General features: G+C 69.9%; 17 protein-coding genes, 1 tRNA gene and 1 pseudogene. 9 read left to right on the top strand and 10 right to left on the bottom strand.

Going from position 1 to position 21,489, the window contains the following annotated elements; all coding sequences use genetic code 11:
* Positions 1-260: 260 nt before the first annotated feature.
* Genes AC5L35_RS33585 through AC5L35_RS33595 form a run of 3 tightly spaced genes read left to right on the top strand, consistent with a single transcriptional unit; the run spans position 261 to position 1,523 of the window.
* On the top strand, positions 261-1,022 hold the full coding sequence (locus AC5L35_RS33585; RefSeq protein ID WP_495063776.1) for a GvpL/GvpF family gas vesicle protein: 762 nt from the start codon (positions 261-263) through the stop codon (positions 1,020-1,022).
* Between the two features lie 34 nt (positions 1,023-1,056).
* Complete coding sequence (locus AC5L35_RS33590) at positions 1,057-1,230, top strand: gas vesicle protein (RefSeq protein WP_495063777.1); 174 nt, start codon at positions 1,057-1,059, stop codon at positions 1,228-1,230.
* Positions 1,227-1,523 carry a gas vesicle protein K gene (locus AC5L35_RS33595; RefSeq protein ID WP_495063778.1) on the top strand — a complete coding sequence of 99 codons (297 nt, stop codon included), beginning with the start codon at positions 1,227-1,229 and terminating at the stop codon, positions 1,521-1,523. The genes AC5L35_RS33590 and AC5L35_RS33595 overlap by 4 nt, the downstream gene beginning before the upstream one ends.
* Positions 1,524-1,597: 74 nt before the next feature.
* Here AC5L35_RS33595 and galK read toward each other — a convergent pair whose 3' ends face one another.
* Genes galK through AC5L35_RS33630 form a run of 7 tightly spaced genes read right to left on the bottom strand, consistent with a single transcriptional unit; the run spans position 1,598 to position 9,785 of the window.
* Positions 1,598-2,728, bottom strand: a complete 1,131-nt coding sequence (gene galK, locus AC5L35_RS33600) for a galactokinase (RefSeq protein WP_495063779.1) — start codon at positions 2,726-2,728, stop codon at positions 1,598-1,600.
* Positions 2,725-3,813, bottom strand: coding sequence for a galactose-1-phosphate uridylyltransferase (gene galT / locus AC5L35_RS33605; RefSeq protein WP_495063795.1), 1,089 nt, complete (start codon positions 3,811-3,813; stop codon positions 2,725-2,727). Before galT ends, galK begins: the two co-directional genes overlap by 4 nt.
* Before the next feature lie 29 nt (positions 3,814-3,842).
* The gene (locus tag AC5L35_RS33610; RefSeq protein ID WP_433556146.1) at positions 3,843-4,610 is read right to left on the bottom strand and encodes a DeoR/GlpR family DNA-binding transcription regulator; all 768 of its coding nucleotides are present in this window, start codon (positions 4,608-4,610) and stop codon (positions 3,843-3,845) included.
* Positions 4,610-6,592, bottom strand: a complete 1,983-nt coding sequence (locus tag AC5L35_RS33615; protein WP_495063780.1) for a beta-galactosidase — start codon at positions 6,590-6,592, stop codon at positions 4,610-4,612. The genes AC5L35_RS33610 and AC5L35_RS33615 overlap by 1 nt, the downstream gene beginning before the upstream one ends.
* Position 6,593: 1 nt before the next feature.
* Positions 6,594-7,511 carry a carbohydrate ABC transporter permease gene (locus AC5L35_RS33620; RefSeq protein WP_495063781.1) on the bottom strand — a complete coding sequence of 306 codons (918 nt, stop codon included), beginning with the start codon at positions 7,509-7,511 and terminating at the stop codon, positions 6,594-6,596.
* Positions 7,508-8,431 carry a carbohydrate ABC transporter permease gene (locus AC5L35_RS33625; protein ID WP_495063782.1) on the bottom strand — a complete coding sequence of 308 codons (924 nt, stop codon included), beginning with the start codon at positions 8,429-8,431 and terminating at the stop codon, positions 7,508-7,510. The genes AC5L35_RS33620 and AC5L35_RS33625 overlap by 4 nt, the downstream gene beginning before the upstream one ends.
* 13 nt (positions 8,432-8,444) lie before the next feature.
* Positions 8,445-9,785, bottom strand: coding sequence for an ABC transporter substrate-binding protein (locus AC5L35_RS33630; protein ID WP_495063783.1), 1,341 nt, complete (start codon positions 9,783-9,785; stop codon positions 8,445-8,447).
* Between the two features lie 301 nt (positions 9,786-10,086).
* On the opposite strand from AC5L35_RS33630, the gene AC5L35_RS33635 reads away from it, so the two are divergent.
* Both AC5L35_RS33635 and AC5L35_RS33640 read left to right on the top strand, forming a co-directional pair.
* Positions 10,087-10,302: a hypothetical protein gene (locus AC5L35_RS33635; protein ID WP_495063784.1), complete on the top strand. Its 216-nt coding sequence runs from the start codon at positions 10,087-10,089 to the stop codon at positions 10,300-10,302.
* A 93-nt stretch (positions 10,303-10,395) separates the two neighbouring features.
* A tRNA-Asn gene (locus AC5L35_RS33640) sits at positions 10,396-10,468 on the top strand.
* A gap of 62 nt (positions 10,469-10,530) precedes the next feature.
* Here the strand turns inward: AC5L35_RS33640 and AC5L35_RS33645 are convergent.
* Positions 10,531-11,421, bottom strand: a complete 891-nt coding sequence (locus tag AC5L35_RS33645; RefSeq protein WP_495063785.1) for a tyrosine-type recombinase/integrase — start codon at positions 11,419-11,421, stop codon at positions 10,531-10,533.
* An 832-nt stretch (positions 11,422-12,253) separates the two neighbouring features.
* Between AC5L35_RS33645 and fdh the strand changes: the two genes are divergently transcribed.
* The 3 genes from fdh (at position 12,254) to nrfD (ending at position 17,569) form a co-directional block, all read left to right on the top strand.
* Complete coding sequence (gene fdh / locus AC5L35_RS33650) at positions 12,254-15,451, top strand: formate dehydrogenase (RefSeq protein WP_495063786.1); 3,198 nt, start codon at positions 12,254-12,256, stop codon at positions 15,449-15,451.
* Between the two features lie 143 nt (positions 15,452-15,594).
* Positions 15,595-16,458 carry a 4Fe-4S dicluster domain-containing protein gene (locus AC5L35_RS33655; RefSeq protein WP_495063787.1) on the top strand — a complete coding sequence of 288 codons (864 nt, stop codon included), beginning with the start codon at positions 15,595-15,597 and terminating at the stop codon, positions 16,456-16,458.
* A 25-nt stretch (positions 16,459-16,483) separates the two neighbouring features.
* Positions 16,484-17,569, top strand: a complete 1,086-nt coding sequence (gene nrfD, locus AC5L35_RS33660) for an NrfD/PsrC family molybdoenzyme membrane anchor subunit (RefSeq protein WP_495063788.1) — start codon at positions 16,484-16,486, stop codon at positions 17,567-17,569.
* Positions 17,570-18,279: 710 nt separating this feature from the next.
* Here the strand turns inward: nrfD and AC5L35_RS33665 are convergent.
* Both AC5L35_RS33665 and AC5L35_RS33670 read right to left on the bottom strand, forming a co-directional pair.
* A pseudogene (locus AC5L35_RS33665) lies at positions 18,280-18,651 on the bottom strand (transposase); the annotation flags it as partial.
* Between the two features lie 234 nt (positions 18,652-18,885).
* On the bottom strand, positions 18,886-20,622 hold the full coding sequence (locus tag AC5L35_RS33670) for a RecQ family ATP-dependent DNA helicase (protein WP_495063789.1): 1,737 nt from the start codon (positions 20,620-20,622) through the stop codon (positions 18,886-18,888).
* Positions 20,623-20,890: 268 nt separating this feature from the next.
* Between AC5L35_RS33670 and AC5L35_RS33675 the strand changes: the two genes are divergently transcribed.
* Positions 20,891-21,415: a hypothetical protein gene (locus AC5L35_RS33675; protein WP_495063790.1), complete on the top strand. Its 525-nt coding sequence runs from the start codon at positions 20,891-20,893 to the stop codon at positions 21,413-21,415.
* Positions 21,416-21,489: the final 74 nt, after the last annotated feature.

The raw sequence follows: 21,489 nt of genomic DNA on the forward strand, positions 1-21,489 counted from the left end.
GGAGCAGCTGGACGACGAGGAACTGGTCGACGCGGAGGACGGTGAGCCGGCGGACGAGGAGCTGGCGGACGAGGAGCTCGCCGACGAGGAGTTGGCGGACGAGGACGACGAGGAGCTCGCCGACGAGGACGCCGAGGAACAACCGGTCGACGAGGACGACGAGGAGCTGGTCGACGAGGAACCGGAGGAGGCCGAACCGGCTCCCGTGAGGAGGTCCGAGCGGAGACCACGACGTCCGGCCCAGCGGAGGAGGCGCACCGATGGCTGACTCACTCGTCTACGTCTACGGCGTCACCGACGCCGCCACCGAGGAGGTCCCGGCGGTCGCCGGTGTCGACGACGCCTCCGTGCGCCGTGTCGTCTCCGGCGAACTCGCGGCCGTGGTCAGCTCCGTCGACCCCACGCGGTTCAGCGAGGAGGCGCTGCGGCGCAGCGTGGAGGATCTGCAGTGGCTGGAGAGCACCGCCCGCGCCCACCACGGCGTGGTCGCGGCCGTGGCGCAGTCGGGTCCGGTGGCACCGGTGCGGCTGGCCACCGTGTACCTGGACGACGACAACGTCCGGACCCTCCTGGACGACAACGGCCAGGCGTTCGCCGCCGCGCTCGATCGGATCAGGGGACGCACCGAGTGGGGCGTGAAGGCCTTCGCCGCACCGGCACCAGCGCAGGGCGGTGCCGAGTCGCCTGCCGCCGACGACTCCCGGCCCGGCACGTCCTACCTGTTGCGCAGGCGCGCCCAGCGCGACCACGCTGCCCGCGGTCTGCAGGATGCGGTCGCCGCGGCGGAGGCGGTGCACAGCGAGCTCGCGGCGGTTGCGGTGGCGAGCCGCCGATACCCGCCGCAGGACCCGCGGCTCAGCGGGCACCGCGAGGAGATGGTGCTCAACGCCGCGTACCTCGTGGACGAGGCCGGTGCGGCCGCACTGCACCAGCTGATCGAGGGCCGGGCCGAGCCCACCCTGCTGCTCGATCTCACCGGCCCGTGGGCGCCGTACTCGTTCGCCACGCTGGAGGAGCCGTGACCGCCGACGTACTCGTCCCCGCGGAGGCGGCGTCATGACCGCGGCCGTGCCCAACCGTGACGTGGCGCTGGTCGACCTGCTGGACCGGCTGCTCGCAGGCGGCGTCGTGATCACCGGCGACATCACCATCTCGCTGGCCGACGTCGAGCTGGTGCACATCTCGCTACGCGCCCTGATCAGCTCCGTGCAGACCTTGGCTGACTCATGAGCGATCTTCCCTCGAAGATTCAGCTCGACCCCGAGGCGATCGGCCGTGATCTCGGCAGGCTCGTGCTCACCATCGTCGAGCTGGTCCGTCAGCTGATGGAGCGCCAGGCGATCCGCCGGGTCGAGTCGGGGGATCTCCCTGACGAGACGGTGGAGCGGCTCGGGCTCGGGCTGATGCGCCTCGAGGAGGCGATGACCGAGCTCCGGGAGCACTTCGGCCTGCAGGCCGAGGACCTCAACATCGACCTCGGTCCCCTGGGAGATCTGCTCCCGCGCTCGACCCCTCGCGACTAGCCGCACACACCTCGTGGCCACGGTGCACACGTCCCGACGTGTGCACCGTGGCCAGTACGTGTGTGCGGTCGGCGTCAGCTCACCCGCTGCGCCCCGGCCGACGGCTCCGCGGCGCGGATCTCCGGCTCCCGGTACCCCGCCTCCGAGAACGCGGCCCGCACCTCCGACGCGACCGTGTCGACGTGCTCCAGTGGCACCAGCGCGATGGCCGAGCCTCCGAACCCGCCCCCGGTCATCCTGGCTCCGAGCGCACCGGCGCGCCGGGCCGCCCAGCAGGCCAGGTCGAGCTCGTCGGCCGACACCTCGTAGTCGTGGGCGAGCGAGGCGTGCGAGGCGTCCAGCAGCGGGCCGATCTCGGACAGCCGTCCCGCGTCCAGCAGTGCCACGGCCTCGCGCACCCGGGCGATCTCGGTGACGATGTGGCGGGCGCGGGGGAGGAGTTCGGGGTCGAGCGTGGTGACCTCGGCGAGCGTGACGTCACGGAGGCTGGGCCTCCCCAGCGCGGCGGCGGCCTTCTCCACGGCTGCGCGGCGCTTCCCGTACTGGCCGTCGGCGAGCCGGTGCCGGACGCGGGTGTCGATCACGATCAGCGCGAGCCCGGAGTCGGCCGGTGCGAAGGGGACCGCGCGGTCGGTGCCGTCGCGCATGTCGAGCAGGAGCGCGTTGCCCGCCACCGCCAGCAGCGACGTGGCCTGGTCCATCCCGCCGGTGGCCGCGCCGACCACGTCGTTCTCGGCGCTGATGCACGCCGCCGCCAGCTGACGCCTGCCGGAGGGGGTGTCGCCGAGCCCGAGCCCGAACAGGTCGTCGACGGCCAGTGCCGTGGAGCACTCCAGCGCCGCGGACGACGACAGCCCCGCCCCGAGCGGCACGGTGTCGGTGACCAGCAGGTCGATCCCGCCGACCTCGTGCCCGGCCTGCCGCAGCGCCCACAGCACGCCCGCGGCGTAGCCGGCCCATCCGGCGGGGGAGGCGGGGCCGATGTCGTCGAGCGTGCCGCTCCACTCGTCGTCCTCGGCGAGGCTGCGCAGCCGCACGCGGCGGTCGTCACGGGCGGCCACCTCGACCACGGTGCGCTCGGCGATCGCGAACGGCAGGCACAGGCCCTGCGCGTAGTCGACGTGCTCGCCGATCAGGTTGACGCGTCCCGGGGCGGCCCACCGGCCGTCCGGTTCGCGCCCGAACAGCTCCCGGAACGCCCTCACGGCGCGCCCACGTCCCGCAGCCGCTGCGCGATCCGTTCCGGGGCGGCGTCGTTGATCCAGGCGCCTGCACCCGACTCCGAACCGGCCAGGTACTTGAGCTTCCCCGGCGCGCGGCGCAGCGAGAACAACCGCAGGTGCAGCCGGGTGAGGTCACGCCCGGTGTGCACGGGCGCCTGGTGCCAGCCTGCGATGTAGGGCGGCAGCTCGCCGAAGTAGCGGCTGAACCGCTGCAGCAGGTCGCGGTACATCACGGCGAGCTCGTCGCGCTCCGCGCCGTCCAGTTCGGCGAAGTCGGGCACGGCCCGGTGCGGGACGAGGTGCGCCTCCACGGGCCAGCGCGCCGCCGCCGGCACGAAGGCCGTGAAGTGCTCGCCCTCGAGGACGATCCGGACGCCGGCCTTGCGCTCGCTGTCGAGCACGTCGCCCAGGAGGTCGCGACCGGTGCGCTGGCGGTGCTCGGCCGAGCGCGCCAGCAACTGCGCGGTGCGTGGGGTGACGAACGGGTAGGCGTAGATCTGCCCGTGCGGGTGCTCGAGGGTGACCCCGATCTCCTTGCCGCGGTTCTCGAAGGGGAAGACCTCGTCGACCCCCGGGATCGCGGAGAGCGCGGCGGTGCGGTCGGCCCACGCCTCGATCACCGTGCGCACCCGCTCCACGGGCAGCGCCGCGAAGGACGAGTTGTGGTCGCTGGTGAACAGGACGACCTCGCAGCGCCCCACCGCCGGCCGCTGCGGCCACAGCGGGTTGCCGTCCACCTCGGGAGCGATCTCGCCGTCGATCTCCTGAGCGAAGGAGGGGAACCGGTTCTCGAACACGACCACGTCGTAGTCCGACGCCGGCACCTCCGTCGGCTCCCGGCCGGGGCGTGAGGGGTCGAGCGGGCAGTGCTCGGCAGGCGGCAGGAACGTGCGGTCCATGCGGTGCGCCGCGATCGTCACCCACTCCCCGGTGAGCACGTCGAACCGCATGATCGAGCCGTGCGTCACGGACGGGAGGTCGCGCGTGTCGGGCACCACCCGGCTCGCCCCGCCGCTCGCGTACGGCTCGGTGTCGTCGAAGTAGATGAGCTCCCGGCCGTCGGCCATCACGGTCGGGGTGCGGCGGACATGGACGTTCACGCGGCCAGCACCAACCGTCCGCAGCTGTTGTCCAGGATCTTGCGCGCGTCGGAGTCGAGGCCGTCGTCGCAGATCACGACGTCCACCTCGTCCAGAGTCGCGATCGTGCTCAGTCCCACTACTCCCCATTTCGAACTGTCGGCGACCACCGCCACCTGCCGGGCGCTCGCGACCAGCGCCCGGTTCGTCTCCGCCTCCACCAGGTTCGGTGTGGTGAACCCGGCCTCGGCGTCCATCCCGTGTACGCCCATGAGCAGCCAGTCGACGTGCAGCCTCCGCAGAGCAGCGACCGCGACCGGCCCGACCAGCGCGTCCGACGGGGTGCGCTCGCCACCGGTCAGCACCACCGTCAGATCGGATCGGGGCGACTCGTGCAGCACCTCCGCCACCCGCAGCGAGTTGGTGACGACGGTGAGGCGCGGGATGTCGAGCAGCACCGACGCCACGGCGTGCGTGGTGGTGCCGGCCGAGAGCGCCACCGACGCTCCCGGCTCGATGAGCGCCGCCGCCGCGGCCGCGATGGCCTGCTTCGCCGCGGTGTGCAGGCCCGCCTTGGCCGCGAAGCCCGGCTCCTCGACGCTGCTGCCCGCCGCGGTGGCGCCGCCGTGCACGCGCGTGACCAGCCCGCGGGTGGCGAGCACCTCGATGTCGCGGCGCACGGTCATGTCGGAGACCCCGAGCCGTTCCACGAGTTCGGAGACGCGTGCGCCACCGGTGGTGCGCACGGCGTCCAGGATCAGCTCCTGGCGCTGGCGAGCCAGCATCAGGTCTCCTCCTCCCGGACGACGGCGGCGCCTCCCGCCGGCACGTCGACGGTACCGCCGACGTGTTCCCCGGTGAGGAGGTCGAGGCCGCGTGCGGGGACCTTCACGGGATCGTGGCTGCGGTTGAGCACGAAGAGGTGGCGCCCGCGTCGCACCAGCTCCACGCCCGGTTGCGCTCCGGCGAGGCGGGTCACCCCCGCGTCGCGGGTGAGGCGGTCGGCCAGTGCCGCGGTCGCCGGGTCGTCCAGCCGGGTGGCGAGGTACCAGGCGACACCCTCGCCGACGGCGCGGCGGGTGAGCGCGGGTGTGCCCGGCAGCGGCCCGTCGGTGTAGCGGGCGACGACCTCGGCGTCGGGCGCGGTGAGCACCTCGGTCCACAGGTCGGCGGTGCTGCCGTCGTCGAGCGTGACCGTCTCCCCGGGCAGCAGCGGAGCGAACTCCTCGGCCCGCACGCCCAGCAGCTCGCGGAACGCCCCCGGGTAGCCGCCCAGCCGGATGTGGTCGCTCTCGTCGACGATTCCCGAGAAGTACGTGACGAGCAGCTGTCCGCCGCCGCGGACGTACGCGTCCAGCGCGGCGGCCGTGGCGTCGGAGGCCAGGTACAGCGTGGGGACGATCACGAGCCGGTAGCCCGAGAGGTCCGACTCCGGGTGCACCACGTCGGCCGTGGCGCCCAGCCCCGTGACCGCGCGATGCCAGCGGTGCACGGCGTCGACGTACTGCAGCTCGCCGGTGGGGTGCGAGCCGAGGTCACACGCCCACCAGGAGTTCCAGTCGAACAGCAGCGCGACGTCGGCCTCGACGCGGCTCCCGGCGACCTCGCCGATCCGCCGCAGGGCGTCGCCCAGCCCGACGACCTCCCGGAACCGCTGCGAGTCGCGGCCGGCGTGGGGGACGAGCGCGGAGTGGAACTTCTCCCCGCCCGCCCGCGAGGCCCGCCACTGGAAGAACGCGACGCCGTCGGCCCCGCGGGCGACGTGGCGCAGCGAGTCGACCAGCAGCTCCCCAGGCCGTTTCGCGACGTTGACCGGCTGCCAGTTCACCGCCGACGTGGCCGACTCCATCAGCAGCCACGGCTCGCCGCCCGCGACCCCACGCGTGAGGTCGTCGGTGAAGGCCTGCTCGGCGTGCGGGTGGGCCAGCCGCGCGTCGAGGTAGTGGTCCTGCGCGATCAGGTCCAGCTCCGGAGCCCAGCGGAAGTAGTCCTGTTCGGACTGGTGGGAGCTGACCATCAGGTTCGTGGTCACCGGGACGTCCGGCGACAGCCGCCGCAGCAGGTCCCGCTCGGCCCGGTAGTAGTCGAGCAGCTCGTCGGAGGAGAAGCGCGCGAAGTCCAGCTCGTGGGTGGGGTTGGGCACAGCCGGGGTGATCCGCGGCGGCAGCACCTCGTCGAAGCTCGTGTAGTGCTGCGACCAGAACGCGGTGCCCCAGGCGTCGTTCAGCGCGTCGACGGTGCCGTACCGGTCGGCGAGCCAGCGCCGGAACGCCGCGGCGCTGACGTCGCACCAGCACTTGCCGATGTGGCAGCCCAGCTCGTTGCTGACGTGCCAGAGCCGGACGGCGGGGTGGCTGCCGTAGCGGTCGGCCAGCTGCTCGACCAGCCGCAACGCGTGGTCGCGGAAGACCGGGGAGCTCGGGCACCAGGACTGCCTGCTGCCCGGCCAGAGCGTCCTGCCCTCGGCGTCGACGGGCAGCATCTCGGGGTGGGCGTGGGTGAGCCACGGCGGCGGGGCGGCGGTGGCCGTGGCCATGTCCACCGCGATCCCGCCGTCGTGGAGCAGTCCGAGCACCTCGTCGAACCAGCCGAAGTCGTACCGGTCGGGCTCGGGTTGCAGGAGTGCCCAGGAGAACACCCCGAGCGTCACGAACCCGACGCCGGCCTCCCGCATGAGCGCCACGTCCTCACGCCAGACGGAGGGCGGCCACTGCTCGGGGTTGTAGTCACAGCCCAGCGAGATGCCGTCGAACGGGAGTAGCGCCACATCAACCCTTCGTGGAGCCGAGCGTGAGCCCGGAGACGAACTGCTTCTGGAGGGCGAAGAACACGACGAGCACCGGCAGGGCCACCAGCACCGACCCGGCCGAGAGCAGGTTGTAGTCGACGAAGAACTGCCCCCGCAGGTTGTTCAGCGAGCTGGTGATCGGGAGCTTCTGGAAGTCCTGCATCAGGACAGTGGCCCAGAAGAACTCGTTGTAGACCCACGTCGTCTGCAGCACGGCGAGGGCGGCGAGGGCGGGCCGGCAGAGCGGCAGGGTGAGCTGCCAGTACTGGCGCCAGACGCTCGCCCCGTCGATCTCGGCCGACTCGTAGATCTCCTTGGGCACCGTCTTCATGTAGTTGCTCAGCACGAACGTGCAGAAGCCCATCTGGAACGCGACGTTGATCAGGATGAGGCCCCAGTAGCTGCCGAGCAGCGAGCCGCTGTCGCTCAGCCACTCCGGCAGCGGGATCTGCCGGTACAGCCGGAAGATCGGGATCAGCAGCGCCTGCGGCGGCAGCAGGTTCGCGGCGAGGAACACGCCGAGCAACGTGAGGTTGAACGCGTAGCTGAACCGCGCGAGGACGAACGCGGTGCACGAGGACAGGAGCAGCACCAGCACGACGGCGGGCACGGTGATGATCAGCGAGTTGAGGAAGCCCTGCGCGAAGTTCCCCCGCTCCCAGGCCTCGGCGTAGTTGGCGAACGTGTACCCGCCGAACGAGAGGTAGCCGTGCTCCGCGGTGTAGGCGTAGTCGCGGAAGGAGTTGAGCACCGCCCAGGCGAGCGGGAACACCCACGACAGCGACACGACGATGAGGAACGCGTGCAGCAGCGCCCGCGGACCGCGCCGCCGGGGCGGCCCCGCGGTCTTGCCCGGGGTGGCCTGCCGAGCAGGCGGCGCGACCGTCGTCATGCTCATGTCCGGTCCTCCCTCATGACGACGCGCAGGTAGATGGTGATGAACACCGACGAGATCAGCAGCATGATCGTCGCCATCGCCGAGCCGAAGCCGATGCGGCTCGCCTCACCAACGACGTTCGCGGTGACCAGCGCGGCGATGATCTCCAGGCCGTTGCGGCCCTGGTTCACGATCCACACCAGGTCGAACGCGCGCAGCGACTCGATCACCACGACGACGACGACGATCAGGTTGATCGGCCGCATCACCGGCAGGATGATCCGGAAGAACGTGGACACCTCCCCGGAGCCGTCGATCGCCGCCGCCTCCCGCAGCGACGGGTCCACGCCCTTCAACCCGGCCAGGTACAGCAGCATGATGTAGCCGGTGTGGCGCCAGCCGGTGGCGAACAGCACCGCCCACAGGTTGACGTCCGGGTCGCCGTACCAGTCGATCTGCGTGCCGAGCACCGCGTTGAGCAGGCCCTGGTCCCGGCTGTAGAGCAGCTGCCAGATGAAGCCGACGAGCGCCAGCGACAGCACCACCGGCATGTAGAGCGCCGTCTGGTAGATGCGGGTGCCCTTCAGCTCCTTGTCGAGCAGCACGGCGAACAGGACCCCCAGCAGCGTGGGACCGATGATCAGGAACGCCAGCCACAGGACGTTGTGCTGCACCGCGGGCCAGAAGGGCGGGTAGATCGTCGCGATGTCGACGTAGTTGTCGACCCCGACGACCTTGATCCGGTCGAGGCTCCCGATCCCGTTCCACGACGTGAACGACAGCAGCACCGAGCCGATCGCGGGCAGCCAGACCAGGCCGATCACCAGCAGGGAGGGGATCACGACCATCAGCGTGACCACCACCCGGTCGCGCGGTGCCAGCTTGCGCTGCCGTCGCGTGCGCGGCAGGGCCCGTCGCGCGGCGCGCGTATCCGACGTCATCTCCGAGCTCCCGTCAGCTCGAGAAGATCGACTGCTTCTGGGCCTCGATGCTCTTCACGAGGCCGTCGACGTCGTCGGGGTTGCCGATGAACTGCTGGAACGCGGGGATGACCACCGTGGAGGCGAAGTCGGGGCGGGTGTCGCGGTCGAGGAACTGCGCGATCTCCGTGGCCTGGCCCACCAGTTCGGCCGACTTCAGCTGCAGCTGGGAGTAGGGCTTCGTGTCGGCGTCGGAGTTGACCGAGATGATCGGCAGGCCGGTGGTCGCCGCGGCGGCCGCGGCCTGGGGCGAGGCCATGTACTTGAGGAACGCGATCGCGCCCTCCTCGTTCTCCGGGCTCGCGGACATGCAGAAGCCGTCGATCGGCGCGTCGATGGCCGTGGCGCCGATGCGGGAGTCGATCTCGGGGAACGTGAAGAAGTCGAGGTCGTCCTCGTCGTCGGGGAACTGCTCGTTGAGGAACGTCCCGAGGATGTACATCCCGGCCTGCTTCTTCTGCAGGGTCTGCGCTGCCTCCTGCCAGGTGCGGCCCAGCGCGTCGGGCTGGTGGTAGGGGAGCAGCCCGCGCCAGGTGTCGAAGACCGTCCTGACCTGGGGGGAGTCCCACGAGCCCTGACCGGCCATCAGGTCGACGTGGTACTGGTAGCCGTTGATCCGCATGTTGAGCATGTCGAACGTGCCCATCGCGGGCCAGCCGTCCTTGTCGCCGAAGGCGATCGGCACGAGCCCGTCGGCCTGCATCCGCTGGCACAGCGCGCGGAACTCGTCCAGCGTCGTGGGCACCTGGTACCCGGCCGCCTGGAACATCGACTTCCGGTAGAAGACGGCCCACGGGTAGTAGGACTGCGGGACGAAGTACTGCTTGCCGTCGTCGGCGGTGGACTGCGCCTTGAACTTGTCGGCCACGCCCGGCAGCGGCCAGGCCGAGCTGACGTCGCCGATGAGGCCCTGCTCGGCGAAGAACCGCATGCGGTAGCCGGCGAACCAGGAGAACACGTCGTCCGGGTTGCCCTGCAGGTAGGTGTTGATGTTCTCCTGGAACGTGTTGTGGTCGACCGCGTTGATCGCGATGGTCGTCCCGGTGGCCTTCAGGTAGTCGGCCGCCTGGGCGTCGCGCTGCTTGGCGAACGTCGTGCCGCTCTCGTTGGAGCCGAGCGAGACGGTGCCCGGGCCCGCCCCCGCCCCGCCCTGGTCGCCCCCTCCGCCGCAGGCCGCCAGCAGGCTGGTGAGACCGACCCCGGCGCCGACCCCGAGCGCTCCCCGCAGGAGGGCGCGCCGACCGATTCCCCGCGCCGCGACGGACGGCGGGACGGGCCGTGCGAGGTACTCGGCCTGGGTCTGCGGACGTGGCATGTCGTCTCCTTTGACGAAGGGCACAGTGAGGAGCCGTCCGAACACAACACAACAAGTTCGAACAGAACCGGAACGGAGAATGGTGTGATCACCGGCGCAAGTCAAGGTCCAGAAGGTCTCGAAACGATCGCTTCCGGTCGGAAGGACCACGAGACCCCACAACTCCGCACATCGGCCCGGTGTCTGCCATCCGTGCCAACGCGCTGCACCGAATGCACGCTTCCGCGGCACTCGTCCCGCGCGGCGAGAGCCGCTGGTGCAGGATGGCCGCCACACGGAGATCCACGAGCCGGGAGGCGTCATGCTGAAGTTTCTGCTGGGTGCAGCCGTCGGCTATGTGCTCGGTGCCAAGGCGGGCCACGAGCGCTACGAGCAGCTGCGCCGCACCTACCAGCGGGTGGCCGACCACCCCGCCGTCCAGGGAGCAGCCGGCGTCGTCCGCGCCCGCGTCGAGGAGACGATGAACGGCGGCAAGCACACCGCCGACACCCCCGTCACCACCGGCCGGCCGCTCTGACCAGCCCCCGCGGCGGCGGGGGGCCTGTGACGGTGGGTGGGAGCGGTGCGCTAAAGTTCTCCTGCCAGCGGGGGTCGCCCCCGCGCCGAACGGTCCTCCGTAGCTCAATTGGCAGAGCATGCGACTGTTAATCGCAGGGTTACTGGTTCGAGTCCAGTCGGAGGAGCTTCTCCCCAGGCCAGGCGCCTGCAGCGCTGTGGCAGTCAAGATCAACACTTGACTTATCCATCATCTATCGGTGAAGGTCCTGCCGACTGCAACTTGGAGGGCCTCAGCCGTACGGCGGCTCGTCAGCCGCCGGCCGAGGTAGTTGTCCTGAGTCATCGAGACCTTCGCGTGCCCCAACTGGTCGGCGATCTCTCGGGCTGAGAGTTCGCTCTCATCCAGGATGGTTGCGCACGTCTTACGGAAGACGTGGCTCGTGACCCAGGAGAACTCCCCGCTCCCACGGGCTTCGCGAAGGTCTCTGGACGTGTTCGACGGATCGCGCCAGCCGCCGTCCGAATCGGGAAACAGCGGCCCTCCATCCGGTGATGCGAGCTTGCGCCGCTTCAGCATGCGTACACGAAGAGCGGGAGAGGCAGCGTGCGGTGCCCGGCTGTTGACTTGGTGCGCGGAACGCGTTGGAGGCCAACCCCCTTTTACTCGCATGATCTTATGGTCGATGTTGACCAGCTCGTTGTCGAGGTCGATGTTCTCCCAGCCAACTGCGATGGCCTCGCCAATGCGCACGCCTGTGGCGAGAAACCACCGAGTCAGGTCGGGCAGGTCCCGGCGCACTGCCACCTTGTCAGCCTCGAGCTGGCGTAACCATGAGGCACATTCGTCGATAGTGAGACTGCGCGCCTTAACCTTTCCGGAAGAACCCCGGATGCGTCCGATGTCGCGGACAGAATTGCTCGGGAGTGCGCCATGTCGGACTGCAAGCCCCAGAACGCCTGACAAAACGCTACGGCAAGCCTTTGTTACGTCATCTAAGGAGGCGAACCACTCGCGAACTTCCGTCGGGTTGTAGCGGAGGTAGCGACCCACTCGCCGTGCTCGCGGTCCATAGCCGTGCGTCCGCCACTGGTAGAGGGTCTTGACCGGCACTCCGAGAAAATCGGCGACATCCTGCACCCCCCACAGACGGTCTCCTCGAGCCTCCACCGTTCCCCTCCCGACTCGTGACGACGATAGGATCATCAAGTAGCGGGATTGTGACCATGCCGATGTCTGAGACCGTGGTCGCACATCATCTGGTCCGTTGTCAGGGACACGCTGGTCGTGACCCGTCCGCGACCCACCTCTCAATGGTCCTGACCGAGCGTCCCGGGAAGAACCTGTCTGGGCAGATGGGGATGGCAGGCTCGCCGATCGCGCGCGGACGGGTGTGGATGCGGGCCTCGGCCAGGTGTCGCGGGAAGGACACAGGCTGACGGATGATGTCCGCCTTCACCGCATGACCTGAGCCGACGTGATCTGTCAATCAGTGTGGCTTCGGTGCGGTCCAGCCATGCAGACCACGTGGTCACTTTGTGGTCGCCCCGGCCCATCCGGCGAGTACGGGCGGCCTGATGACGACGGGGAACGTCACCACCGCCTACATCGACTCCACTAGATCATCCGTCTGATATGGAACGTGGTCTTCCGGCCGAGTCCCCGAGGGCCGGCCGGTACCGGCCGGCACATGGGAAGAAGGTGATGAAAGGGACGCAGGACGGACGGAGCCGGGGTTCAGGCCACGTCGCAGGGATCCGAAAGGGGGCTTGACAGTTCGAAGCGTCACGGAGATCGTTGGACTGCCTAGTCCAGAGAATCGGTTCGTCTGCCAGCAGGCCGGTCTGATAGCCGCGCACCGCTCGGACGCATGGGCGGTGGGGAGTGGCGACGGAGCCGCGCCCCTTGATCTGTTGAGGGCTCATTGGGGTGCTCCGTCTGCGGGGCGCCGGACGGCTGAGGAGGTCTATTCGTGGGAGTGCGGCAGTGGATCGAGAGTTGGCCGGTCGTCCGGCAGGTGACGGGGCCCGACCACACCGCACGGGGTGACGCCATCCGGTCCGCGCGCAGCGAGCACCTCGCACCGCGGACTGCGGAGGCCGACCGCGTCGTCCAGTCCATCTGCCCCTACTGCGCGGTCGGATGCGGGCAGCGGGTGTTCGTGAAGGATGAGCAGGTCACGCAGATCGAGGGCGACCCGGACTCGCCGATCTCGCTGGGCAAGTTGTGTCCGAAGGGCGCGGCCAGCAAGCAGCTCGTACAGCTCCCCGACCGCGTCACCACCGTCCGCTACCGGCGCCCCGGCGGCACAGAGTGGGAGGACCTCGATCTCGACACGGCGATGCAGATGATCGCCGATCGCGTGCTCGACACGCGGCGCCGGACGTGGCAGGACACCGACGAGGAGGGCCGGCCGCTGCGCCGGGCGATGGGCATCGCCCACCTCGGTGGGGCCACGCTGGACAACGAGGAGAACTACCTCATCAAGAAGCTGTACACGGCGCTCGGCGCGATCCAGGTCGAGAACCAGGCCCGTCTTTGACACTCCTCCACCGTCCCCGGTCTGGGGGCCTCGTTCGGTCGCGGCGGTGCCACGACGTTCCAGCAGGACCTCGCGAAGAGCGACTGCATCGTGATCCAGGGGTCGAACTTCGCCGAGTGCCATCCCGTCGCTTTCCAGTTCGTCATGAATGCGAAACGGCGCGGCGCGAAGATCATCCACATCGACCCCCGCTTCACGCGCACGAGCGCGCTGGCCGACCTGCACGTCCCGATCCGGGTGGGTTCCGACATCGCCCTGCTCGGCGGGCTGATCAACCACGTGCTCACCGAGGGAAAGGAGTTCCGCGAGTACGTGGTGGCGTACACCAACGCCGCGGCGATCATCAATGACGCCTACCGCGACACCGAGGACCTCGACGGGCTCTTCAGCGGCTGGGACGCGGAAAGCTCCCGCTATGACGTCGGCACCTGGGCCTATGAGAGCGCCGACCCGGCCGCCGATGACCCGGTCCAGCAAGGCGGTCACCCGCACGAGATGACCGCGGGCGGCGACAAGTACGGCTCCGGCGGCCCGTCGGTCGGCGCGAAACCGCGGCGGGACGAGACACTGCAGCACCCGCGCTGCGTCTTCCAGATCCTCAAGCGGCACTACGCCCGCTACACCCCCGAGTTCGTGGAAGAGGTCTGCGGCATCCCGCAGCACGCGTTCCTCGAGGTCGCCAGGGCGATCACCGAGAACAGCGGCCGCGACCGGACCACGAACTGGTCCTACGCCGTGGGTTGGACCCAGCACAGCGTGGGCGTGCAGTACATCCGCGCCGCGTCGATCCTGCAGACGTTGCTGGGCAACATCGGCAGGCCCGGCGGCGGGATCATGGCGCTGCGCGGGCACGCGTCGATCCAGGGCTCCACCGACATCCCCACACTGTTCAACGTCCTCCCGGGCTACCTGCCGATGCCGGCCGGATCGATCGGGACGTCACTGGCGGACTACGTCGCCCCCGACACCGGCGTTGCCGGGTTCTGGGGCGACATGCCCAACTACATGGTGAGCCTGCTCAAGGCCTGGTTCGGAGACGCGGCCACCGCCGAGAACGACTACGGTTTCGACTGGCTGCCGCGCCTGACCGGCGACCACGGCAACTACCGCACCGCGCTGGACATGGTCGACGGGAAGGTGCCCGGCTACATCGTGGTCGGGGAGAACCCCGCCGTCGGCAACGCGAACGGCCGCATGCAGCGGCTCGGCATGGCGAAGGCGGAGTGGCTGGTCGTCCGCGACTTCGTCTGCATCGAGACCGCGACCTTCTGGAAGAACTCCCCCGAGATCGAGTCCGGGGAACTGCGCACCGAGGACATCGGCACCGAGGTGTTCCTCCTGCCCGCGGCCAACCACGTGGAGAAGGACGGCACGTTCACCAACACCCAGCGACTGCTGCAATGGCGGCACAAGGCCGTCGAACCGCCCGGTGACGCGCGCAGCGACCTGTGGTTCTTCTACCATCTCGGCCGGATCATCAAGGAGCGCCTCGTCGACTCCGACGACCCGCGCGACGCCCCGCTCAAGGCGCTCACCTGGGACTACGCCACCCACGGGCCGAACGCTGAACCGTCGGCCACGGACGTTCTGAAGGAGATCAACGGTTACGGTCCCGACGGGGAGCTGCTGAGCGAGTACACGCAGCTGCGCGACGACGGTTCCACCCGGTGCGGGTGCTGGATCTACTGCGGCGTCTACGCCGACGGGGTCAACCAGGCCGCGCGCCGCAAGCCGGCGCGCCAGCAGGATTGGGTGGCCGCGGAGTGGGGCTGGGCATGGCCCGCCAACCGGCGACAGCTCTACAACCGCGCCTCCGCCGACCCGGACGGCGAACCGTGGAGCGAACGCAAGGCCCTGGTCTGGTGGGACGGGGAGAAGTGGACGGGCCACGACGTGCCCGACTTCCCGCCGGACACGGCGCCGGACTACGTCCCGCCGCCGGACGCGCGGGCGAGCAAGGCGCTCGCCGGCAACGACCCCTTCATCATGCAGACCGACGGGAAGGCGTGGCTGTTCGCACCCACCGGGTTGGTGGACGGGCCGTTGCCCACCCACTACGAACCAGTAGAGACCCCGCACAAGAACCGGCTGCACCCGCAACAGCCGCGGAACCCGGCAGCCATGCTGTACGACCGGCCAGGCAACCGGCATCACCCGGTCGGCTCTGAAGTCTTTCCGTACGTGCTCACCACCTACCGTCTCACCGAGCACCACACCGCAGGCGGTATGAGCCGGCACCTGAGCCACCTAGCCGAGCTGCAGCCGGAGGCGTTCTGCGAGGTCTCCCCCGAGCTCGCCCTCGCGCGGGGGCTCACCCATCTCGGCTGGGCCACCGTGGTGACGGCGCGCAGCGCGATCGAATTGAAGGTGCTCGTGACCAAACGGATGACACCCCTGCGCATCGAGGGCAACGAGACCCACCAGATCGGGATCCCCTGGCACTTCGGCCCCAACGGGATCGCCACCGGCGACAGCGCCAACGACCTGCTCGCGATCACACTCGACCCGAACGTCCACATCCAGGAGTCCAAGGCGCTCACCTGCGACATCCGCCCTGGACGACGCCCACGCGGCCCGGAACTGCGCACGTTCGTCGAGGACTACCAACGGCGGGCGGGCCTGGCGTGACATCCGCGGAAGAGCGGTCGGCGGTGCACAGCACCGAAGCGCCGGCCCAACCAACCACCCAGATCGGCACCCCGTACGCGCGCAGTGACAGCGATCCGGCGGCCGGTTTCGGGAGCAACGTCGGCACGGCGTACACCACTCCGATGACAGGGCAGACCGAGCGGGCGTCCTACCTGGGCATGCCGGACGAACGCCCGCCGCGGCTGGGCTTCTTCACCGACACGTCGGTCTGCATCGGGTGCAAGGCGTGCGAGGTGGCTTGCAAGGAGTGGAACGACGTACCGGCCGACGCGGGACCGACCGGCAGCGGGACGACGGAGCTGACCGGTATCGACCTGCTCGGCTGGTCCTACGACAACACCGGCGCGCTGGGCGCCAACACCTGGCGGCACGTCGCCTTCATCGAGTCCGAGCACGACAGCGGCCCACGGCAGGGCGACGTTCGGTGGCTGATGTCCTCGGACGTCTGCAAGCACTGCACGCACGCCGCCTGCCTCGACGTCTGCCCCACCGGCTCGTTGATCCGCACCGAGTTCGACACCGTCTACATCCAGCCCGACATCTGCAACGGCTGCGGCTACTGCGTCCCGGCCTGTCCGTACGGCGTGATCGACATCCGTCCCGGCGACGGGCGGGCGTTCAAGTGCACGCTCTGCTACGACCGGACGAAGGACGGGCTGACCCCGGCGTGCGCGCAGGCGTGCCCGACCGAGTCGATCCAGTTCGGCCCGCTCGACGAGCTGCGGGAGCGGGCCGACCGGCGTCTGGAGCAGCTGCACAGCGATGGCGTGACCGAGGCGCGGCTCTATGGTCACGACCCCGACGACGGCGTCGGCGGCAACGGGGCGTTCTCCCTGCTGCTCGACGAGCCGGAGGTCTACGGGCTGCCTCCGGACCCGATCGTCACCACACGGGATCTGCCGAAGATGTGGAAGCGAGCGGCACTGGCGGCGGCCGGGCTGACGGCGGCGGTCGTCGGCTCGTTCCTCGGGAGCAGGTCCAGATGACGGACGCGGCGAAGGGAACAGGCTGATGGCTGGTGGCGGTCAGTATCCGGTGGAGGTGTCGAGGAACGGCCGCGGTGACCGGCGCGAACGGCGGGGCCACAAGCGGATCAAGGGCGCGATGGTGCCGGAGGCGGAGTTCGTCTCCTACTACGGGCGCCCGATCCTCAAGAAGCCGACGTGGAAGAACCCCGACGTGCCGTTGTACCTGTGGGTGGGTGGCATGGCCGGCACCTCGGCGGTGGTGGCGGCGATCGGCGACGTCAGCGGCCGGTCGACGCTGCGCCGTGGCGGCCGGCTCGTCGCCGCGGGCGGCGCGATGGTGGGCACGGTCGCGCTGATCCACGACCTCGGGCGCCCCGAGCGGTTCCTGAACATGTTGCGGGTGTTCAAGCCCACTTCGGCGCTGTCGATCGGCTCCTGGATCCTCAGCCCGTTCGCGGCGCTGGCATCGGCGGCCGCGGCATCCGAGCTCACCGGTATCGCTCCCCCGCTCGGGCGGCTTGCCGGCTGGGGCGCCGCGGCCTTGGGCCCGCCCCTGGCCAGCTACACCGGCGTCCTACTGGCCGACACGGCGGTACCGGCCTGGCATGAGGCCCACGGCGAGCTGCCGGTGCTGTTCGCGGCCAGTGCGGCGGCCGCCGGCGCCGGTGCACAGCTCGTGATCACCGGCCTGACCGGAGCCGGACGGCACGAGCGCATGCCGATGGTCCGGCTCGCCGTGGCCGGGGCCGCGGCCGAGCTCGCCGCAGGCCAGCTCGTGGAGCGGCGCCTCGAGTCGCTCCCCGGTGGCGTGGTCGACGCCTACCGCACCGGCAAGGCGGGGCGGTGGAACCGGTGGGCCCGCATCCTCACCGCGGCCGGCGGCGCAGGCGCCCTGCTCGCCGCGCTCCGCGGTCGGCGCGGTCGGGCTGCCGCTGTCGCCTCAGGGGCGGCGCTCGTGGCGGGTTCGCTGGCCACGCGGTTCGCCGTGTTCGAGGCGGGCATGGCGTCCGCGGCCGACCCCCAGCACGTGGTAGCCCCGCAACGCACCCGACTCATGGAGAACGGCGGCCCCTCGAGTGCCGCGGGCTCGTGGCTCGCCACCGCAGCACCTTCGGTCCCGCCCACCTGAACCGTGATGGACGCTCAGTCCTGCAAGGACGGCCGTGCTAAAAGGCGCGAAGCGACGAGCGATGCGACACGGTGCGGCTGATATCGACGTGAACCCGGCGCGCGAGATCCTCCGCGACCGCATCGGGTTCAGCCTGACGAGCGGCTCGCTCGGCAGGTCTGCGGACGACGAACGCCGGGGCCAGGTGGCAAGGCGCGGGCGCTACCCGAGCGGGTCAACGACGCGCGCCGGGTGCTCTGCTCCAACACCGTCCCGGACGGGCGGCTCACGCTCCGGCTGCGTGTGCTCAGCTACCGCACCCACCGCGCACACGTCGACGAGGCCCTCGAGGTCATGAGCGCCGCAGTCCCGTGCTCGCGGGCAAGCTGAGAGCTGGCGTCTGCCCGGGCGCTTCCCGAAGACGCGACGCTGCCGCGACCACTCAACCAGGGTGGTCAATTACGGAGGATCCACCAGGTCACTCCGCTGGTGGGCCGCGCTGCCGGGCCCGCCGCGGGACCCCGTTCCCCGGGGCTCACGATACGTTTCAGCCATGCGGATCGGCTACGGGCGGATATCTCCACCCGCGACCAACACCCCGAGACCCGCAGCACCGTCCCCACGACGTGAGTCGGAACATCTAGAACACCGCATCGCGCTCGATCTATCCGAGACCGACCGAGCGCCTCGGTGGCCGTCATCCGCCGACGCCGCACCTTCGCTCACGAACGTTATGCGCTGATCGCGGTCGGTGTCACCACCTCCTCAGTGGCTGCGGGCCGTTGTGTCTGGCGGGCTTTGGTCAATACCTCGACGCCCATGTAGCGGCGCTGCTCGGCCCACTCATCGGTCTGCTCGGCCAGCACCGCCCCGACCAGCCGGATCACCGCGGCCCGGTCCGGGAAGATCCCGACCACATTGGTGCGCCGGCGGATTTCCTTGTTCAACCGCTCCTGGGGATTGTTCGACCAGATCTGCCGCCAGATCTCCCGCGGGAACGGCGTGAACGCCAACAGATCCGCCCGTGCGCTGTCCAGGTGCTGTGCCGCGGCCGGGAACTTCGCCTCCAGGCCCTCGAGGACGCGGTCGAACTGGGCATGGACCTACTGGACTGGGTCATCAGGCAGCGGCTGTCCTACCCGGTCGGGGCGAACTGTCATACCCCTGGTCCAGAACCAGCCCCCGAACATCGGCACCGACCGATGACGATCACTCGGGACCGACCCGCGAAAGAAAGATCCGGCTAGCGTGCGACGGCGTCCGCCGCACGGGCTTCCGCTGCGTGCACGACCCTGTCGGCCGCACGTGACCTGAGGCGGGCAACCGCGGCAGGAGCCTCAGCAATGCTCCAGGATTCCGGACACCAGTGTCGACGCGGTCAGGTGCTTATAGCCGACACTGGTGAAGTACACCAGGAGCTCGTGGTCGTCTTGGCTCATCATCCGTCCCTCGCCCCAGAGCCGGTGGCGCACCGGAGTGTCCCCGTTAATCGTTGGGCGCGATGGCTGGGCGGCTTTCGACGCTTGGTCGTTGTCGCAATTGCCGCAGGGTGGTGGGTAGGTCTCCCCGAAGTAGGCGAGCAGTTCCGCGCGCCGGCAGCGGGTGGTCTCCGCGTAGGTGCGGGCGGCGTCCAGGCGGCTTGCCAGCACTGCCTGGCGCCGCTTGTCCTCCATCACGAGCTGCTCGGTCAGGTCCGCCGGGCGCGGAAGGCCGCGCACCGGCTCGACCACCCTGTTGCGGCCGGTTCCGCTCAGGGCGAGAAAGCCCAGCTCGGCTAGCTCGTTGACCACACGCTCCACGGAGTGAGCGGGGACTCCGGCCGCCTGCACCAGGTCCGGAAGTGTGATGTGGCAGCCGGCGTTCTCGATGGCGTCGACCACCTGGTCCAGCGTCACCTCGGCCAGTTGCCTGCGGGCTGCGAGGCTGCGCGGGATGCGGATCGTACGCGGGTCGTGCACCAGGACCGCGCTGGCCGCATCTCCGTCCCGGCCCGCCCTCCCGATCTCCTGGTAGTAGTCGTCGATGCTCGCGGGCACGCCCGCGTGCACCACGGTTCGGATGTCGGGCTTGTCGATGCCCAGGCCGAAGGCGCTGGTTGCCACCACGATGTCGAGGCGCCCGGAGAAGAAGTCGTCCTGCACCTCGGACCGCGTGCGGGCGGGCAGACCACCGTGGTAGGCGGCTGCCCGGAAGGCGCCACGACGGAGCCGGTCGGCGAGCAACTCGGCCCTGGCACGCGTGAGCACGTAGACGAGAGCAGGTGTCTCCTGCCCCATCAGCACGTCGATGCAAGCGTCGTCGACCGCCTGCGCCTCCGGCTTGTCCGACCGGGTGTGCCGCATGGTCAGCGCGATGTTAGGGCGGTCGAAGTCGGCGACCACCACCTCCGGGTCCCGCATGCCCAGGCGCCGTGTGATGTCGGCCTGGACAGGCGGGGAAGCTGTAGCGGTCAACGCGAGCACGGGCGGCCTGCCGAGCTCGATCAGCGCGTCCACCAGCCGCAGGTACTCGGGGCGGAACTCCTGGCCCCACTCGCTGACGAGATGCGCCTCGTCGACGGTGAACAACCCCACGGCACGGGCTCCGGAGCGGATCGCATCCCAGGTCTCCGGATTCGCCAGCTGTTCGGGACCGACGAACAGGAAGTCGAGGTCGCCCCGTACTACCCGCTCCAGCGTGTCCTGCCGCTCCTGGGCGCGCTGCGTCGAGTTCAGCAGAGCTGCACCAACGTGCCGACCGCCGTGGCGACGCGTGCTGAGCGACCGGAGCTGGTCCCGCTGGAGCGCGATGAGCGGCGAGACGACGAGTGTCAGGCCGCCGGTCGCGATCCCCGCGACCTGGTAGATGGCGCTCTTGCCGCTCCCTGTCGGCAAGACGGCCAGCGTATCCCTCCCGTCGAGGACCGCGAGGGCGGACCGCTCCTGGCAGGGGCGCAGGGTGAAGCCGAGCAGCGAGCGTGACACCGCGGACACGGACCCTACCGGTTCGGCCGAGCCTACTGATTGTGGCGAGCCCGCCGATTCCTGAGATCCAGTCACAGTGGGAAATGTACTTTTAGCGGCCCCGCACGTCATTGTCGGACGGGCGTGACGTTGGATGCATGTCACGCCAGACGGCGAGCGACGCGAAGGAGGATCCGAGCCGTGCCGATCCGGTGTCGGGTGGCGTCATCGACGACACAAGGCTGCACTGCTCGCGCACTGGGCCCGGACGGATGAGTCGGCGCGCCAGGACGCGGAGGACATCGACCTGGCATTGCACCTGTGGGTGAAGCAGCACCGGGACCTCGTCGGCCTGCGAACTGGAGCCGACTACCTCGCCTTCATCGACAAGCTGATCAAGATGGCCGGGCACTACGCCATGCTTCTCAGAGCGGCCGGCAAGCCGGACGAGGAGTTCGGCCTCGCGGCGATCTACTACAACCACGTCAACGGCCTACGCAACCAGATGCCCCTGCTCCTCGCCGCCCTGGACCCCAACGATCAGCCTTCGGAGGGGCGTCCGAAGGCGGCCATCGTCGCCAACCTGCTCGACCTCCTCTACGTCGACCGCATCATCGCGGATGAGTCGACGGAGCCACGGAGACTGCAGCCGGCGATCGACGGCCTGATACCTGGGCTCCGCAAGTGCCGGGACCTCGACGAGGTGACCGCTGCGCTCGTCGACAGCCTGCCGACGCGGGATCCGTTCGCCGCCGTACCGATTCTCGGGATGCGTGGCAACAACGAACGCCTGATCAGATATCTGCTCGCCCGCCTGACCACGTTCGTGGAGCGCGAATGCGGGCGCGCCGCCCCGCTGGCGGAGTTCCTCGGTGAGAGCCGGCGGTGGCAAATCGAGCACGTCTTCGCGAACCATCCGGAGTGAAGCGCCCCGGGGTGTCGGGAGGCTCGATCTTGTGAGGAGATGGAGTCATGACACGCCGGTCCCAGCACTACCCA

It is taken from the genome of Pseudonocardia sp. OZ21 (assembly GCF_059359135.1).

What these genes read in the sequence shown, in the direction of transcription:
- AC5L35_RS33670 (WP_495063789.1), bottom strand. Translation starts at nt 20,622, where the DNA reads ATGACGTGCGGGGCCGCTAAAAGTACATTTCCCACTGTGACTGGATCT.
- AC5L35_RS33590 (WP_495063777.1), top strand. Translation starts at nt 1,057, where the DNA reads ATGACCGCGGCCGTGCCCAACCGTGACGTGGCGCTGGTCGACCTGCTG.
- AC5L35_RS33655 (WP_495063787.1), top strand. Translation starts at nt 15,595, where the DNA reads ATGACAGGGCAGACCGAGCGGGCGTCCTACCTGGGCATGCCGGACGAA.
- AC5L35_RS33595 (WP_495063778.1), top strand. Translation starts at nt 1,227, where the DNA reads ATGAGCGATCTTCCCTCGAAGATTCAGCTCGACCCCGAGGCGATCGGC.
- AC5L35_RS33610 (WP_433556146.1), bottom strand. Translation starts at nt 4,610, where the DNA reads ATGCTGGCTCGCCAGCGCCAGGAGCTGATCCTGGACGCCGTGCGCACC.
- AC5L35_RS33585 (WP_495063776.1), top strand. Translation starts at nt 261, where the DNA reads ATGGCTGACTCACTCGTCTACGTCTACGGCGTCACCGACGCCGCCACC.
- AC5L35_RS33635 (WP_495063784.1), top strand. Translation starts at nt 10,087, where the DNA reads ATGCTGAAGTTTCTGCTGGGTGCAGCCGTCGGCTATGTGCTCGGTGCC.
- AC5L35_RS33625 (WP_495063782.1), bottom strand. Translation starts at nt 8,431, where the DNA reads ATGACGTCGGATACGCGCGCCGCGCGACGGGCCCTGCCGCGCACGCGA.
- AC5L35_RS33675 (WP_495063790.1), top strand. Translation starts at nt 20,891, where the DNA reads ATGGCCGGGCACTACGCCATGCTTCTCAGAGCGGCCGGCAAGCCGGAC.
- nrfD (WP_495063788.1), top strand. Translation starts at nt 16,484, where the DNA reads ATGGCTGGTGGCGGTCAGTATCCGGTGGAGGTGTCGAGGAACGGCCGC.
- AC5L35_RS33620 (WP_495063781.1), bottom strand. Translation starts at nt 7,511, where the DNA reads ATGAGCATGACGACGGTCGCGCCGCCTGCTCGGCAGGCCACCCCGGGC.
- galT (WP_495063795.1), bottom strand. Translation starts at nt 3,813, where the DNA reads ATGGCCGACGGCCGGGAGCTCATCTACTTCGACGACACCGAGCCGTAC.
- AC5L35_RS33630 (WP_495063783.1), bottom strand. Translation starts at nt 9,785, where the DNA reads ATGCCACGTCCGCAGACCCAGGCCGAGTACCTCGCACGGCCCGTCCCG.